Origin of the sequence: Paenibacillus sp. 1781tsa1 (assembly GCF_024159265.1) — a bacterium.
In the GTDB taxonomy this organism is placed as follows: Bacteria; Bacillota; Bacilli; order Paenibacillales; family Paenibacillaceae; genus Paenibacillus.
Map to the genome: position 1 here is coordinate 2,843,903 of NZ_JAMYWY010000001.1, position 16,433 is coordinate 2,860,335.

Consider the following 16,433-nt stretch of genomic DNA (forward strand, 5'->3'; position numbering starts at 1 on the left):
TTTTATCATTGTAAAACAATCCGATCATGACAGTAAGTCATAAACGTCAGCCCTCTGTAATGATGAATATCAATGATGGACCATGACATTTGTCATGGGTGCATGATGCTGAAAGGCTTGGTAGAAGACAAAAGAGAACATTTTACAAATTCCTTTGCACAAATTACGCAACAATTTGTATTATGTATACAAATTTTGTTGTGAGCATGGTAAAATCTATCTTTGAGTGATTATGACAACTTATGAGACGGGTCGATTAGGTTGATTTCTGATGGATTGGATGGAATGCTTAATGAAGAAACGAATGACGGATATTCTATTTATTATGGCAGGTGCATTTCTGTTTGCGCTGGCGGTGAACCTGTTCGTCATCCCGAACGATTTGGCTGAAGGCGGGGTAACGGGTATAACGATTATTTTGTATTACCTGTTTGAATGGTCACCAGGACTGATGAACCTGATCCTGAACGGTATTTTGTTAATTGTGGGATACCGGTTTCTAGATAAAACGACTACGGTGTATACAATTATTGCGGTTGTGTTCAACTCATTGTTCCTGCATCTGACAGAGAGCTGGACAATTGACTCGCATGAGCTGTGGATTAATACGATATTTGGTGGATTGTTTGCCGGTCTTGGGATCGGATTGATTGTTAGAGTAGGGGGAACAACAGCCGGAACCGTTATCCTGGCACGGCTTGCCAATAAATATCTGGATTGGAACATCAGTTATGGATTATTATTCTTTGATTTGATTGTGGCATTCTCATCTTTCTTCATTATAGGGCCGCAAGGTCTGATGTGTACGATTGTCTTGCTGTTCGTGGGTACCAAAACGATGGAGTTCATTATTGAAGGACTCAATCCAAAAAAGGCGGTTATGATTATCTCTTCCAAACAGGATGAGATTGCGAAGCAAGTGATTGAGAAGATGGACCGTGGTGTTACCGTGTTATCCGGTCATGGGTATTACACAAAAAATAAGAAAGAGATCCTATACATTGTCATTAGCAAGCAGGAAGTTTCCATGCTGAAGAAGATTGTACGAGCGGAAGACGAGATTGCTTTTATCACGATTCATGATGTGCGTGATGTATTCGGGGAAGGATTTATTGAACTCTCCAAAACTTGATGATATGTATATAAGGAAGAAAGGAGTTGCGGTGATCGTTCACCGCAACTTTTTTGATAGGTTAATGGTATCGGGTATTAATCTAGTTCAAAAAGAAAGAACCCTTCTCTATAGAGAAGGGCAAACAATATTAATAATGTTTTCTTTTTTTGACTGGACAATATTCAACAGTGACACAACAGTGTTTTTTACACTTTGTAGGGACATATTTAATTTTAGTAACACAAGTTTTCGTGATTTTTTTGTAAAAACACTTTGGTTTTGGATGATGACATTTATGCTTTCTGTACATATTGAACCCTCCCTGATTGTGATAAGGTATTATATGAACAGGATATTGTAACGGAAATATATAAACGTCTATTATTGTATAATAATTCCTTTATTAGGCTTTTGTGTTAGGGTGAAGGCGTGGTTCTTTCTAGTAAAAGAGTGCAATGATAAAAAGCTGTACACCTATCAGGCACGATGATATATTGAATTTAATTAATTTGTTAATAAACTTAACTAACTATAAAGGGAGGCGATAACATGGCTGGCACACCGCAATATATGCGCAATCTGAATGAAAATCTCATTATGGATGCCCTCATAACTCAGGGAACCATGTCGAGAGCGGATATCAGCCGTCAGACCGGACTTAGTAAACCAACGGTTTCGTTGGCGGTTGAACATCTGATTGACCGTAATCTGGTAAGGGAAATGGGGAGAGCTGACAATGCTCAGGGTCGCAAAGCAACTCTCATCCGTTTCAATGAAACGGCTTATTATGTCTGTGGTATAGATATCGGCGCAACACGTATTCGGATCGCATTATCTGATCTGAATGGAGAGATCATCGCCTATCGAACACATCCCATGGTAGTCCAAGAAGCTCATGAGCAAGCAGAAGCAACGATACTGGAGCTTCTTCGAAGCCATATGAACGAATTGCTTGATGAGAATCATCTGAACTGGGATCAGATTCAGTGCATCGGGTTCGGCATACCGGGTGTAGTCTTGCCTGATTCAGGACGTATCCATCGTATTGTGGACCCGTTAGCCGGTCTGGAACAAGCATTCTCTCTAGAGTCGTTGTCAGGAGCTTTTCCTTGTGAAGTGATTCTGGAAAATGATGTGAATCTTGCGGCGCTTGGGGAGTATCGGAGTGGTGCAGCAGCAGGTTATAACTTGTTTGTTTTTTTCTCCATCGGTACAGGGACGGGCGCTGGCATCATGGTACATGGCCAACTGCTGCGAGGTCTTGGTGGGTTAACCGGAGAGATCGCAGAGATGCTGATGGAGGATGGCCGTCGTCTGGAGGAAGTGTTATCAGCCGATGGTCTGATGCAGTTGGCAAAACGTCACCTTAATCCGCATGATGAACTATTGGCAGTTGCTGATTCAGGTGCGGATTTTAATGTAGACGTAGTTGCAGATGATCTTCACAGGCACCTGACTCCCGAGAAGTTATTTGAAGCCGCACGCAATGGAGAAGTAATTGCCTTAGATATTTTACAACAATACAGCCAGATGATTGCTTCAGCTCTGCGTCAAGTTAGCGTTGTGCTTGCTCCAGATCTCATTGTGCTTGGCGGAGGCGTAGGAGGAAATGGCGATGTGTTATTGCCTTTACTGAGGCAGATCATATCTGAGCAATTCCCGGTGCAACCACAGTTAATCTGCTCCAAGCTTGGTGAGCAGGCTGTTGTCACTGGCGCGGTGCAGGTAGCCATACAACAAACGATGCTGAACCTTCAGCAGGAAGCGCTGGAATAAGAGATTGGATATACAATATCTGAGGAGGGAAACGGGATGACAGAATCCGTGAAAAACGTAAGTAATGAGTATCCGTCTAATCAGGATGATACGGTTGGAGGTGATCTATCCGGTTGGATAGCAGGTGTTGACATTGGAGGCACCAAAACATTGATGCTTTTATCATCACGACAGGCTGGAAGCAAAGTTCATGAACGTATCTTGCCTACGCGTGTCAGTGATCAGCCGGATGAGTTCTTCCGATGGTTATTCGCTGAACTGGACACGTTCTGTCGCGAAGTTGGATGCAGTCTGGATCAACTTTCTGGTGCAGGCTTGGGATTCCCTGGTGTGATTCTGCAGGAGGAAGGGATATTGCGAAGTGCTCCAGCTTTTCAGTGGGCTGAGCATGATATTCGTCCTGTGATTGCGAAGTATTATAGCGGGAATATCATGTTGGATAATGATGTGAATCTGGCCGCAATGGGAGAATATGATCAAGGTGCGGCGCAGGGACATCAACACTGTGTGATGGTCACGGTTGGAACAGGCATTGGAGCTGCTCTTATCCTGAATGGACAGCTCTACAGCGGACAAAATGGAGCAGCAGGTGAGATTGGACATTTCATTGCAGGAGATGAAGGACTTCATAAGGGTTACGTTGCAGATGCGGATTCCTTTGGCGTATTTGAGCAAGCGACTTCAGGTACGGGAATTACCGAACAAGCAAGACGTTATTTTAAGGATGGAAAGGGAAGTGTCTTATCTCTGGTCATGAGTCTGGCAGGAGGGGAAGTGGAGCAGATTGAAGCCAGACATGTATTCAAGGCAGCCGAATCTGGTGATGTTGCCGCACTTGAGATTCTGGAACTGCCTATGCGTTATATGGCTAGAGGTCTGGCGAATATTACGGCTTTACTGAATCCTTCCATGATTGTAATCGGTGGCGGCGTGGCAGCATCCAACCCATCCTATTACTTAAATGAAGTGCGTACACGCCTCGAACGTTATACCGTTCTACCTGCACGTTTAGCTGTAGCTGAACTTGGGAATAGAGCAGGAGCAATCGGGGCATTGGCTGCAATCAGGTCGAGTCTAGCGCGCACATATCAATAGAGAATAGGTGAAGCTACTATAGAATTAAAGGATGGAGATCCGGATGAGAAGCAGACATATGAAGGCTTACACAGAGAAAACAAAAGCCGATTTCAATGATGCAAAACGTGTTTTAATCAAATTGCAGGGCCTGTATCTGTTTATGGGGCTTGCCGGGGGAATGTTTAACCCGTACATTAACCCCATTTTGGTTGCACAAGGTTTTTCCAGTAAAGAAACCGGATTTATCATGGCGTTTGGCACACTTGTATCTATTATTCTTCAACCTATATGGGGAATTCTGGTAGATAAATTTAAAAAGACACGGTTCGTACTGATAATAAGCCTGCTTGTTCCTGCATCGTTAGCGTACTTCTACAATATTCAAGTGTACATTATATTAATATTGATTTATACTTTATGCACTATATTTCAAGTGACTCAAATACCTGTGGCTGACTCCTATGCGGTTACCGCAGCGAGAGCAGCCAACACCTCATATGGCATGATCCGACTCTTCGGGAGCATAGGAACGGGAGTTGGTGGATTTGCAGCAGGGATGTATCTCTCTCAGTTTTCCATTCACATGTTATGGCTGCCATTTCTGATGTTTAACGTTCTGAGCGCCATACTGGCAAGCACACTCCCCCGGCAGACGAGCATATCCTCGTCCTCGGTAACCTTCTCCGTAGGTTTGGCAAGATTGCTCCGAAATCGGACATTCCTTCTATTTCTAACAGGTTGTTTCCTGGTTAACCAAACGCTCACTGCGTTTAACTCCTTTTTTGTTATTTCATTTCAGATGGCTGGCGGTTCTGTGAAGATGACAGGTACAGCGCTGTTGCTTGCATCGATCACCAATGTTCCATCCATGTTGGCAGCGGCATTCGTACTCCGAAAATGGGGACATGAACGGACGATGTTGCTTGCGGCCGGTGCGTATATGTTACGTTGGGGAATACAATGGCTATGGCCAACGCCTGAGGTGATGATTGGCGTTCAGGTGCTGCACGGGTTGTCCTTCGGATTCTTCTATATCGCAGCAGTGGAGTATGTGGCTTCGGTTACGGGGCGGGAAATGCAGGCCACTGGACAAAGTTTATTTAACATGGTGTTTGCCGGCCTGGGCGGAATTGTTGGTAATATGCTTAACGGATATTTACTCGATTCCGGCGGTCCATCACTGATGTATCTGGCTTGCACGATCAGTGCGGCTCTAGGATCGGTGATTCTGTATATCGTCAGCAGGCAGGCCAAAGAACAAAGAAGATCATACTCATTAGAATAGAGATGGAAGGAGTTGGAGCCTATGAAAGTAAATCTGAAGCGGAATTGGCACAACCAGTTGATGTATTCCTATTTTCCTATTTTTCTGCTTACGATTTCCATTCTGATCTTTCTCTCCTTCCTGATTGTCAACGAACTCTCACGTAACGAAACGCAAAAAGCCGACATGATCTCCACCCGCTATATCGTGGATACACTGGAACGCTCGCTAAGCGACATTGAACTCCGGTTGCTTGAAGACATTGGTGCGAACAAGACATACAGTCGTTTTTTGGAGGCCGGACAGGGACAATTATCGAGTCAGTTCATCTATGATGCGGCAAGCGGGCTGGGACGTATGCTGGATCAACAGGATATGATTCAATCCATTTATCTCTATCGCATGTCAGATTCCCAGATCCTCACGCCGAGAGGCATGATGCGCTTGGAAGATTTCGAAGATCGTGCTTATATTGAACAAGCCTTGAAAGATCGGGAGAACCTCGGTTGGAACCTGCCACGTGAATACAAGGAACGTTCCTTTGACGTACCTTCACAGGTGATTAGCATGAATAAGTGGCTTCCTTTACCGTGGGGCGGAGAAGGTCTGCTCGTCATTACGATCCGCATGTATGCAGTAGAACGGCAGATTGATAACATGACGAATGAAAAGTTATCTGTTCTTCAGGTTCGGGACAAGAGCGACAATCTGATCTATACAGCGCATCAAATGGACCCTTCAGCAGGTGAAATCCTTAATCATGTGTCTGCGGACAAGCTTGGTCTGGTCTTCGAGAGTGGCATTCAATCCGGACAACTGTATTCATGGGTATCACTTGTCTCTTATGTGTGGATCGGCATTGGACTGTTAACGATTGTTGGTGCGGTGGCGGGACTGATCTACATTACCCGCAGAAATACGCGGCCCATCCAGCTCATCATGAATCGAATTCAGGCGTTACAGCCACGTGCCGAGGAGGATGAAGCAGCTCCATCCGTTAAGGATGAACTGGCTCTCATCGACCGAGCGCTCGAACATCTGATAGCTCAAACGGTTGACTATGAGAAACAGCATCATGAAAACCTGCTGATTCATCGCAGGCAGTTACTTGTTGATCTGATGGAGGGGGAGCGAATGGATTCGTTCCGTCAGCGACTTCGCCATTTACAACCGCTGGAGGAACGATTCATGGAACCGAAGAGTGTTGCTGTCCTCATTGCGGAGATGAATGGTGACGATCTCTCGACCAATCAGAATATTCTGAAGATAGCACTCATGAACGTGGTGGAAGAACTTGTGCAGAACGAGACCCAATTCGGCGGTTGGGCTGAATGGTTTGGGAACCGAAGGCTTATTGTGGTGATTGCATCGGATGAGCAGGAAGGATTGGACCGTGAATTGCTTATGGATCTGGCTAAGCAGATGCATATGTGGATTGCGGAAAACTTCCGCCTCCGGTTTACGTTCGGGATTGGACGAACCGTATCGGGCTGGGAGGAGATTACTCGTTCCTATGCGAGTGCAGATGCGGGTTTGCAGCATAGACTTACCCTTGGTAAAGATGCGATCGTTCTCAGTGAGCAACTGCCGGATCGTATTGAGCTGCAATCGTACAAGTATTTGCAGATGCTCGCGGACTTTGTCCGTGAATTCAGGCTTACGGGTGATGGTTGGCGGACACAGCTGGATCAGATGTTTGTTGCGTTCAGCGAAGATCAGATTACAGATAACGATATTCGTATGTTGCTGCAGGCATTAATCCAGATGTTGTCCCGTGAATTCGGGGAGCTGTCTGAGCGGTTACAGAGCCAATTTGCCGAGGAAATCCTGACTCGTCTTCGCAGTGATATCCAGCAGGTGGAGACACTGGAGGGGATTCAAGAGATTTTGCAGGAGTGGCTGAAAGAGGTTTATCGCAATTATGTATCTGTAAATGAAACGAAAAGTCATCGCGCGATGATCAACGAGCTGCGGATATATATTGAAGAGCATTTTGATGATCCGGATCTGTCGCTAAAACATCTCAGTGATCGGTTCCAGATCTCGGGTAAATATGCGAGTTATTTGTTCAAGGAAGAGTTTGAGATGAAGTTTGTTGATTTTCTGGTGAAACTGAGGGTCGAAAAGGCCTGCCGTTTGTTGTCTGCATCCGATATGGCTGTTCAGGATATTGCTCTGCAAGTGGGTTATGCCAATTCCATCTCCTTCGGCAGAGTATTTAAACGGATTATGGGCGTGACACCAGGGGACTACCGCAAGCAGAGTGGAAAACAAGGGGATCAATAATGATATTGGTCGTGTTAGAACACCCGTTAGCGGGTGAAATCCAATAATCTTAGAGATATCTGTGAAATCTCCTGTATGAGGGAATGAGGTCCGTACCTTATCGTCCTTTGCAGGGGATTTTTTGGACGTAGAATACAACATCTTAGGCCCATTAAGCTAGTGCGTTAAGGAATTTTACGAATGTCCTATACTACCATTATGACCATCCATAGATTAATAGGGCAGGAGTTGAAGAAGATGTACACATACGGACAGCAAGTGTGGGGATCGGTAGATATCAATAGGCGGGTTACCATCACAGCAAGCAACAACACATTCACATTTAATGTAGATGACTCGTCATATACGATAACTATACCTGATGGTACCTACACGACAAGTCAACAAAGGCATGAATCCGAACTTATTCAGGCCATTTCGAAGGCAGGGGCGGCTCAGAACATTCCTGTACGATTTATTTTGGGCGGAATGCATTATGATGAGAAGTATAATGTATTGATTTTGGAACATACGGACACGAGCAACGAACATGTTATCGATCAATTTGCGGGAAATGCCATCGATACGTTGTTTGGTCAAGTGAAGTTTAATCTTCCGCCGAGGAATTAGTGAGTTCAATCGTTCTACAAGTGTTGCTAAACAAGGAGATCACATAAAATGTGGTCTCTTTTTCTTTCTTTTGAAGAGAGATTCAATGGAAAAAGGATTATTGCAAGCTGGGCGATGCCAGATTGCGTATGAGAATTCAACGTAACACAACATATTGTGTTATTATAGTTAACATTAATGGCGTGAAAATTGTATATTGTCAGGAAATATGTTTATATTTCGCGGGATTCAACGTAAAAAACGTGAATTTTACATTTTGAAAATAGTTTATTGTCTAATCATCAGATCGTATGTAATGATTAGTGACATTCACAGGTGCAACGAAATGCATGGAACCAAGTGGAGTGGCAATCATGTGAATCCATATCAGAGTGTGTGCGAAAGGGGAAAGGTCAAATGAGATTATTTCAAAGACGTAAGGCAGGCAAGGCAAGTTCAATCCTCGCAGTGGTAACAGCATTCACTCTATTATTATCTGCATGTTCGTCAGGAAGCGAATCAACATCTTCATCTGGAGAGTCGGGTTCGGGGGAAAAAACGACTTTGAAAGTAGAAATCTTCGACCGCGGAAATACTCCGGCGGGCTACACCATTTCGGACAGTTATCTAACTCGCTTCATACAAGAGAAGTTCGGTGATCCAAACAACATTGATGTTCAGTTTGTTCCGGTACCACGTTCGGAGGAAGTACAGAAACTTAACGTCCTGATGGCGAGTGGATCTGAAGTACCTGATATCGTATTTACCTACGACTCGGGAACATTCAACCGATATGCAGAGCAAGGAGGTCTGACTGAACTTACGGATCTGATCAATCAAAGCGGTCCTAACCTGAAGAAGTTCCTGGGAGATGAAACGCTGGCTTACGGTCAATACGATGGTCAACAGTTTGCGGTTCCAGGTAAACGTCTTGTACTTGGCAAGTACGCATCCTATGTTCGTCAGGACTGGCTGGATGCACTCGGACTGCCTTCACCTCAGACAGCTGAGGAGTTGCATACAACACTGAAGGCCTTTAAGGAAAAAGATCCAGGTAAGGTGGGCACAGGACTTATCCCAATGGGGATGTCGATTGCCTCGGCTCAATATGAACCACTCATCTGGTCATTCATTGAACCACTGACGGAAGAACAAAAATATACGTTAACACAACAACTGGGTTCCAATGACTATCCAACGTTGTTGCCTGGTTTCAAAGACGCCCTGAAATATATGAACACACTTTATAATGAAGGATTAATGAGCAAGGACTTTGGACTAGATAAAGACAAGAAAAAGCTGTGGGAAGATGTATCTAACGGCAAAGTTGGATTCTACACAGAGGATGCAGGGGAGATTTACATCTCCGGTACGTACAAAAACCTGCAAACCAATCAACCTGGTGCAGTGATCACACCGATTGATGCATTCAAAAACTCCGAAGGCAAATTCGCCAAACCGGCATATGCACCCAATGCAATGTATGTCATGATTCCAAAATCAAGCAAAAATGCGGAAGCAGCGATGAAGTACCTGGATTGGATGGCTTCAGGCAACAACTTGTTCGACCTGCAATTCGGTGTTGAAAATGAGAACTATGAACTTGTGGATGGTGTACCACTGATCAAAGATGATGCTTCTCCTGAAATCGCAGGTCGTATCTATAATTCCGGTGACATTGCCATTATCGTCAATGGTAAATATGTTGGGGATGACAAGAAAAATGAAGAGGCTTATGTCGTACAGGTAGAGTCGAAGTATCGGGATGACATGCGCAAGTCGGTAGTAATCTCGAACACGGATACCATTCAACCAGTACGCTTCTCCAAACCGATTGATGCAGAAGCGCGCTACGGTAACGGCCTGAAAGACAAGTTCATGGAGTTCTTCGTGAAAACAACCATTTCCAAACCAGCTGATTTTGAAGCTACGTATGACAGCATGATGAAGGATTACATGGCGAGCGGTGGTCAAGCAATCCTGGATGAACGTACAGAAGCTTACAAAGCGATGAAATAAGTAGAGTAGAGAATACATCTAATGTGTATGACAACAAAGAACAGGGATTTCATTACGGCGATAGCAACATCGCCGTAATGAAGAATCCTGAATGACATGGGGGGAAGGTTTATGAAAACAAGCATCTATTTCCGCAGAAACTGGCAACTATATGCGTTGCTCCTACTGCCCATGATCTACTTCATTATTTTCAAGTATGGGCCAATGTATGGCGTGCAGATTGCGTTCAAGGATTTTAACTTCTTTCAAGGGATCTCTGGTAGTGAGTGGATTGGCTTGGATGCATTCAGAGAAGTATTTCAAAATCAGGGGTTCTACACTGCATTACGCAACACGTTAGTACTAAACATGCTGGATTTATTGGTTTCTTTCCCGGCGCCGCTTATACTGGCCATCTTATTATTCGAGCTGAAGAAGGCCTGGTTCAAAAAGCTGGCACAGACGTTGCTCTACATTCCACACTTTATCTCGTGGGTTATTATTGGAGGGATCGTACTTCAAGTATTCGGTACGCAGTCCGGTTTCATCAACAATATCTTGATGAGCATGGGATTTGATCCATTGCCATTCCTCTCAGACAAAAACTATTGGCTCTTCACGTATCTTGCGGTAGGCGTGTGGCAGAGTGCAGGCTGGGGTACGATTCTGTATCTGGCATCCCTGACAGGCATTAACCGGGAACTGTACGAAGCGGCAGAAGTAGATGGAGCAAGTCGGCTGCGCAGAATCTGGCACATTTCCTTGCCAGGCATCAAAACGACGATTGTTACCTTATTGATCATCAATGTTGGCAACATGATCTCCATCGGGTTCGACCGACCGTTTATTATCGGAAATGTGGCTGTACGTGAATACTCGGATGTGCTCAGCACGTTTGTCTATCGTGTCGGTTTACAATCTGGTCAGGTCACGCTCGCAACAGCAGTAGGTTTGTTCCAGGCCTTAGTTGGACTTGTCTTCATACTCGGAGCAAACTATACGTCCAAGAAATTGACCGATGAGAGCATTATGTAGTGGATTTGATTCACATATGATCTGTAAGGAGTGAGTGGGATGTCTGAAAACACGGCGAATCGAATATTCAACACGGTAAACGTCATTCTTATTATCATTACGATGGTGCTGTGTCTTGCACCATTCATTCATATTATTGCGATCTCGCTCAGCTCGAACCGGGCGATCGGTTCAGGAGAAGTTTCTTTTTTCCCCAAAGAGTTATCCTTTGAGGCGTATACCAAAGTATTTGCAGATGGATCGATGATTCGTTCCCTGATCTATACGATCTGGCTGACCGTCCTGAGTACGGTGTTAAGCATGGCGATGACCATTGCAGCAGCTTATCCACTGGCGAAGAGTAACTTGAAGGGGCGCAAGTGGTTCATGCTTGTCATTGTGGTGACGATGTTCTTCAGTGGGGGTATTATTCCCGAGTACATTCTGATCAAAAATCTGCATCTGCTCGACAGCACATGGGGACTTATTCTGCCGGGATTGATTAGTCCGTTCTATATGATCATTCTCATTACCTTCTTCCGAGGTATTCCCGAAAGTCTGGAAGAAGCAGCGGGCATTGATGGAAGCAGTCACTTCGGAACACTGATGCGCATTATTTTGCCACTATCTCTTCCGGTTATGGCAACACTGAGCCTATTCTACGCGGTAGGACGCTGGAATGGTTTCCAGGATGCACTCATGTATATTACCAAGCCTGAACTATATCCTTTGCAATTGAAATTGTATCAGATGATTCAGCAAAACCAGATTACAGAACTGATGCAGAATGAAGGCATTGGTGCCGTTAAGGTCCTGCCTGAGAGTCTGAAAGCAGCCAGCGTTATATTCTCCACGTTACCGATCCTGCTTGTGTATCCGTGGTTACAGCGGTACTTTATCAGTGGCGTAATGGTAGGTGCTGTAAAAGGTTAACAGTCTCGGGAGGGCGTATGACATGACAAAACGAATGGTAGAGAAGATGTCAAAAGAGCAGCAGTATCTTGTAAATCAGTCCATGTTGATGATGGATAGCTTCTATGATAAGGAATTGGATCTGCTTCGCAGTTTCGAAGAAGAGGATTCATCGCAGCACAGCACACGAGCCAGTGCACATTATGCGCTGGGGTTGTTGATTCGAAATGAGCCTGGTGATGTGGAACGCGCGATACGGGTGTTCCACAAGGTGCTCGATGTTCAATATGACGCTCCGGATGAGATCTATCACGGAACCTTCGCGACCCGACCCAATGATGTGCATCCACCAGCGGGTCACTATGCTTGGAAATCTTTTGCGCCAGGCACGGCCTATTTCCTGGAACGCACCTTTGAGAAGGTGTCTGCGCAGTTTATCCATAAACTACAGGAAGATGGATCTCTGCTCACGGAGACGGCAGATTCCAAACAACTGAAACGCCTGTTTCATTCGGCAGTGAATCAGGTCCTGCCACCGGTCTGGATCAGCTATGATCCCAACTGGCGCGAGTTTATCGCTTGTGTCTGTGTGGTCGTAACTGCCGAATTCTCCGAACTTATGCCAGATACACTCATGAAACGGATGGACCATGCCATGGAATTGGCTGTTCAAGGGTCAATAGAACGCAGGTTATCCGACGTAATCCCCATGAACACCAATATTGAGTTAATGCATATTTTCATTACCCACTACTACGGCCATCGCATGAACCGCACAGAATGGATCCAGCATTCGAACGAACAGGCAGAGGGAATGATGAAGGAGTTTGAACAGTACGACGGTACATTCGCTGAATTCAATACGACAACGTATTACGGGGTGGATCTCTCCGTGCTTGGCATGTATCGAAAGTATGGACTCACTCAACGTTTAGTTGAAATTGGACACCGGATTGAACACGGGCTGTGGAATAACATTGCGCTATATTACAATGCCAACCTGGAGAATCTCTCCGGCCCATTCTCTCGGGCGTACGACATGGAGATGCGAGAGCATAGTTCGATCGGTGTATTTATCTATCTTTTGCTCGGTGAAGGGTATGAATATCTGGCAGGAATCAACTGTGAGTCAGGTCATGATCCACTGATTGCGCTCCTTGGTGTGGATGTACCCGCTGAAGCCGTGCCGTATTTCAAGGCTCATCAAGCGGATCGGCTTGTGCAGAGACAGTTCATGGAACTGTGTGAGCGCAACGATCCAACGTCCAATCGGAATCTATGTACGGCCAAAGCATGGATTGGTGAGGATCGGATGATCGGGGCCATGTCGGGAAGTGTGAATACCAACGGCCAGATGCATCCCGCCACAATTCACTGGCAGACGGAGACGGGGGAGCGTTATTATCTCCGCTTGATCCGCCGTGAGGTAGGAGAGGATTGGAACAGTCATCTGCGCGGAGTGACATTCGATGCGGATCTCACGCCAGATTCGTTAACCATTGATGTGGAGCTGGATACGGCGGAAGAGATCGATGTTTATTTTGAAATCAGGGGGCCATCCCTTCGTCAGCAGGATATTACATCAGCGTTATGGCAGTTCCCTGGACTTACGTGTACCGTGAAGGCTGAAGCGCCTGAACCATCCGTATTAATGTATGTGAATCATGTGGAGATTATCTATCGTTATGTGCCTGGGAAAACTGCGAACAAGATGAGATTTGAATTGACTCTCAGTGAAGACAACTGATAGAGGAATGAATAAGGATATAAGATGAACTGAACATTTACACGAGAACGAAGAGTGCAGAACCGATCTGAAGAAGCGGAGCGTTCGCCTGAAAGCTTTCTGCAAGAAAGCTGCATCGGAAGCATAAGCTATCACCGGATTTTTCCCTTTGGAGAAGGGGATCAAAAAAATCTGGTGATAACAGCGATCGGAAGATGGTACTGCAATTGGAGTGATCTAGTGTAAGTTTATTAGTTCAACTTATATAGATAGAGATCAATGGAATATGAATGGGCGATAGAATGAGAGACAGGAGGAAAAGTCATGTACACGGACAAGCAGGAATATTCGTTTTCAACATGTTGGAACATCAAACGTCATACGACAGGACAAGGCATGATTGAAGAGATTAAATCTCTCGGATTTAGACAGGTTGAACTGAACTACAACGTGACGGAAGAGATGCTGCAGACGATAGAACCGATGATTGAACGGGGAGAAATCGGTGTATCCAGTGTGCATAATACATTCCCGCATGTGGCTGATCCGGATTATGGGACGGACTCCGTCCTGCTCGGATTCGATGATGAGCCGCGCCGCAAACGAGCGATTGAACTGTTACTTCGCTCAGCCGAGTACGCACATCGTTATGGGGCCAAGGCTGTCGTTGTACATCCGGGTGAGGTTCCGTTTGAATACAATATAGATGAAGCGTTGAAAAAGATATACCACGATCAGGGGCCGGACTCACCGGCATATCAATCTCTATGGCAAGAGATGCTGGAGAAGCGGGAATATGGCAGCGCACATTACCTGAGCCGGATTCAGGAGAGTCTGGAAGAGGTATGTGACTTGTCGGAGCAGCGGGGGTATGGAGTGAATTTTGGTATTGAGACCCGTTCACGCTGTTATCAGATGCCGACTTTGCACGAAGCGGGAACGATTATTGGACGCATGAAGGGCGCGCCGCTTGGTCTATGGTACGATATTGGTCACGGCATGATGATGGATCGAATGGGGCTATACGATAATGTACGTGAGGCTAACGCGTTGATTGATCACGTGGTTGGCGTGCATATTCATGAAACCGTAGGGTTGGCAGATCATTGGTGTCCATACATTCATAGTAAAGACATGACCTTTTTTGATTCATTTTTGGATATTATTGATCGTTCACCGGTGAAAGTATATGAGTTAAAAGCCGCGTGTACACCGGAAGAGATCGATAAGAGTCACGGACTAATCACGGCTCGTATTGCTGAGCGTCAAGCGGCACGTCAGCGCGGATAGTAGAGTTATGTATATTTTATGCTAAGCGCATAGATGGGTAACGAACGGTAATGATCAGGTAATTATAGGGCAATGGACGAATGTGAAGCATTCTGCTCAATTAATTTAATGTTAGACGTCCAAATGGGGGAGAAGGTCCGTCTGTCTTTCGAATGGGCTATGAGAGGCTATCTAATGGAAAAAGGGATCGGTTTCATCGGCCTGCGAGGCTTGGTGAAACGGATCCCTTTTTTGATTTTATTTGTATATGCGATCAGTGTACGTTTCATTCAGATACATTCATTCAGATGGCGTTTTGGGGCACACTTCGCTCCGTCAATGGGCACTCTTTGAAATGCTAACGAACCTCACGCACCCTATTTCAAGCATATGAGCCTTTTTAAAATCGTAATGAATCTGAGACAGCTTATCTCTTTATTTATAGCGCATTTCTGCCAATTTGTACTCGTTTTCTCCCGATTAGCGTTATTGAGGTTTGTTAGAATTTTAATATTAGTCTAAACAAGGCAATAAGGTGCCAGAGGTTCGTTAGAGTTCAAGAAGTGAGTCACAACTTGGCGAGAGTAGCGTTTATTCTACCTATCATCAAAGTAAGTTGAGTGAAGCAGTGATTACTTTTCTACTCGTACATCCGTCGTTCAAGTTCGGCATAGGCAATCGCAGGATCATCACTGGAATTGTCAATATAAGCGACGGATGAAGCAGGGAGCGGCCAAGTTACTTCTTTACGGACCAGAGAAGCTGTGAAAGCATCCCAGTTTGCAAGTTTCCATTCATCCAATGGAGATTGTCTCGCTGTGATCCGCTGGTGATACAACGCTTCATTCTCAAGATAAATATAGGCCACACGCACATCCGTATCTTCCAGAGAACGTGCAATTCGTGCAAGTTCCTGAGCAATCCAATCCGGGGTACCGATTTCTTTAGTAAATGGGCCAACAACGATAGTATCGATACCCAACTGAACGTTATCCAGAGCGGCGTCCATAGTAATACGATATCCAAGATCACGGCACAACTTCTTGTATTCAGGCGAATCTCGGTCGGATGGGTCAAGTCCCTGAAGAGTCATAATTGCCTCAGCCGCGGGACGAAGCAGAATATCCATATCGAAGAAAGCCGCTTTATGTTTACGGGAAAGGGCTTTGGCAAGGGTGGTCTTGCCACTTCCGGCCCCGCCGAGAAAGAAAATTAGTTTGCTCATGAATGTAATGCCTCCTTAATTAGATTCAAAAAAAAGATATGTAATTGAGTTATACGAATAGATAGATTCATCATTAGAGTACGTGAATGAAAGGACTTGTTTATTTTAACATAAATAAAGAAGCATGTTAGCTAGACAGAAAAGGAAGGATAAGGTAATATCATACCTAGTTGTTCTATGCATA

12 protein-coding genes are annotated in these 16,433 nt (G+C 45.1%); 11 read left to right on the top strand and 1 reads right to left on the bottom strand.

Translation table 11 applies throughout. The features are described 5' to 3' along the window. Positions 1 to 292 precede the first annotated feature (292 nt). From NKT06_RS12865 to NKT06_RS12915, 11 genes are all read left to right on the top strand, one after another. Positions 293 to 1,132 carry a YitT family protein gene (locus NKT06_RS12865; RefSeq protein ID WP_253434604.1) on the top strand — a complete coding sequence of 280 codons (840 nt, stop codon included), beginning with the start codon at positions 293 to 295 and terminating at the stop codon, positions 1,130 to 1,132. A 531-nt stretch (positions 1,133 to 1,663) separates the two neighbouring features. Next, entirely contained in the window at positions 1,664 to 2,890 is a 1,227-nt protein-coding gene (locus NKT06_RS12870; RefSeq protein WP_253434606.1) for an ROK family transcriptional regulator, read from the top strand. A 36-nt stretch (positions 2,891 to 2,926) separates the two neighbouring features. Continuing rightward, a complete protein-coding gene (locus NKT06_RS12875) occupies positions 2,927 to 3,985 on the top strand; it encodes an ROK family protein (protein ID WP_253434609.1) in 1,059 nt (352 codons plus the stop codon). Positions 3,986 to 4,028: 43 nt separating this feature from the next. Then, positions 4,029 to 5,252, top strand: coding sequence for an MFS transporter (locus NKT06_RS12880; protein WP_253434611.1), 1,224 nt, complete (start codon positions 4,029 to 4,031; stop codon positions 5,250 to 5,252). Positions 5,253 to 5,273: 21 nt separating this feature from the next. Beyond that, positions 5,274 to 7,517, top strand: coding sequence for a helix-turn-helix domain-containing protein (locus tag NKT06_RS12885; RefSeq protein WP_253434613.1), 2,244 nt, complete (start codon positions 5,274 to 5,276; stop codon positions 7,515 to 7,517). A 237-nt stretch (positions 7,518 to 7,754) separates the two neighbouring features. After that, a complete protein-coding gene (locus NKT06_RS12890; protein WP_253434617.1) occupies positions 7,755 to 8,126 on the top strand; it encodes a hypothetical protein in 372 nt (123 codons plus the stop codon). A gap of 396 nt (positions 8,127 to 8,522) precedes the next feature. After that, complete coding sequence (locus tag NKT06_RS12895) at positions 8,523 to 10,124, top strand: extracellular solute-binding protein (protein WP_253434620.1); 1,602 nt, start codon at positions 8,523 to 8,525, stop codon at positions 10,122 to 10,124. 111 nt (positions 10,125 to 10,235) lie between these two features. After that, the gene (locus NKT06_RS12900; RefSeq protein WP_062834078.1) at positions 10,236 to 11,138 is read left to right on the top strand and encodes an ABC transporter permease; all 903 of its coding nucleotides are present in this window, start codon (positions 10,236 to 10,238) and stop codon (positions 11,136 to 11,138) included. Positions 11,139 to 11,177: 39 nt separating this feature from the next. Further along, the gene (locus NKT06_RS12905) at positions 11,178 to 12,050 is read left to right on the top strand and encodes a carbohydrate ABC transporter permease (protein ID WP_253434624.1); all 873 of its coding nucleotides are present in this window, start codon (positions 11,178 to 11,180) and stop codon (positions 12,048 to 12,050) included. Between the two features lie 22 nt (positions 12,051 to 12,072). Beyond that, positions 12,073 to 13,776 (top strand): hypothetical protein, encoded by a 1,704-nt coding sequence (locus NKT06_RS12910; RefSeq protein WP_253434627.1) that lies wholly within the window; start codon positions 12,073 to 12,075, stop codon positions 13,774 to 13,776. A gap of 303 nt (positions 13,777 to 14,079) precedes the next feature. Continuing rightward, the gene (locus tag NKT06_RS12915) at positions 14,080 to 15,045 is read left to right on the top strand and encodes a sugar phosphate isomerase/epimerase family protein (RefSeq protein WP_253434630.1); all 966 of its coding nucleotides are present in this window, start codon (positions 14,080 to 14,082) and stop codon (positions 15,043 to 15,045) included. A 619-nt stretch (positions 15,046 to 15,664) separates the two neighbouring features. Here NKT06_RS12915 and NKT06_RS12920 read toward each other — a convergent pair. Continuing rightward, complete coding sequence (locus tag NKT06_RS12920) at positions 15,665 to 16,249, bottom strand: P-loop nucleotide/nucleoside kinase family protein (protein WP_253434633.1); 585 nt, start codon at positions 16,247 to 16,249, stop codon at positions 15,665 to 15,667. Positions 16,250 to 16,433: the final 184 nt, after the last annotated feature.

Bases quoted from the DNA above. Each gene is read 5' to 3' on its own strand.
- NKT06_RS12865 (WP_253434604.1), top strand. From the start codon at position 293: ATGAAGAAACGAATGACGGATATTCTATTTATTATGGCAGGTGCATTT.
- NKT06_RS12870 (WP_253434606.1), top strand. From the start codon at position 1,664: ATGGCTGGCACACCGCAATATATGCGCAATCTGAATGAAAATCTCATT.
- NKT06_RS12875 (WP_253434609.1), top strand. From the start codon at position 2,927: ATGACAGAATCCGTGAAAAACGTAAGTAATGAGTATCCGTCTAATCAG.
- NKT06_RS12880 (WP_253434611.1), top strand. From the start codon at position 4,029: ATGAGAAGCAGACATATGAAGGCTTACACAGAGAAAACAAAAGCCGAT.
- NKT06_RS12885 (WP_253434613.1), top strand. From the start codon at position 5,274: ATGAAAGTAAATCTGAAGCGGAATTGGCACAACCAGTTGATGTATTCC.
- NKT06_RS12890 (WP_253434617.1), top strand. From the start codon at position 7,755: ATGTACACATACGGACAGCAAGTGTGGGGATCGGTAGATATCAATAGG.
- NKT06_RS12895 (WP_253434620.1), top strand. From the start codon at position 8,523: ATGAGATTATTTCAAAGACGTAAGGCAGGCAAGGCAAGTTCAATCCTC.
- NKT06_RS12900 (WP_062834078.1), top strand. From the start codon at position 10,236: ATGAAAACAAGCATCTATTTCCGCAGAAACTGGCAACTATATGCGTTG.
- NKT06_RS12905 (WP_253434624.1), top strand. From the start codon at position 11,178: ATGTCTGAAAACACGGCGAATCGAATATTCAACACGGTAAACGTCATT.
- NKT06_RS12910 (WP_253434627.1), top strand. From the start codon at position 12,073: ATGACAAAACGAATGGTAGAGAAGATGTCAAAAGAGCAGCAGTATCTT.
- NKT06_RS12915 (WP_253434630.1), top strand. From the start codon at position 14,080: ATGTACACGGACAAGCAGGAATATTCGTTTTCAACATGTTGGAACATC.
- NKT06_RS12920 (WP_253434633.1), bottom strand. From the start codon at position 16,249: ATGAGCAAACTAATTTTCTTTCTCGGCGGGGCCGGAAGTGGCAAGACC.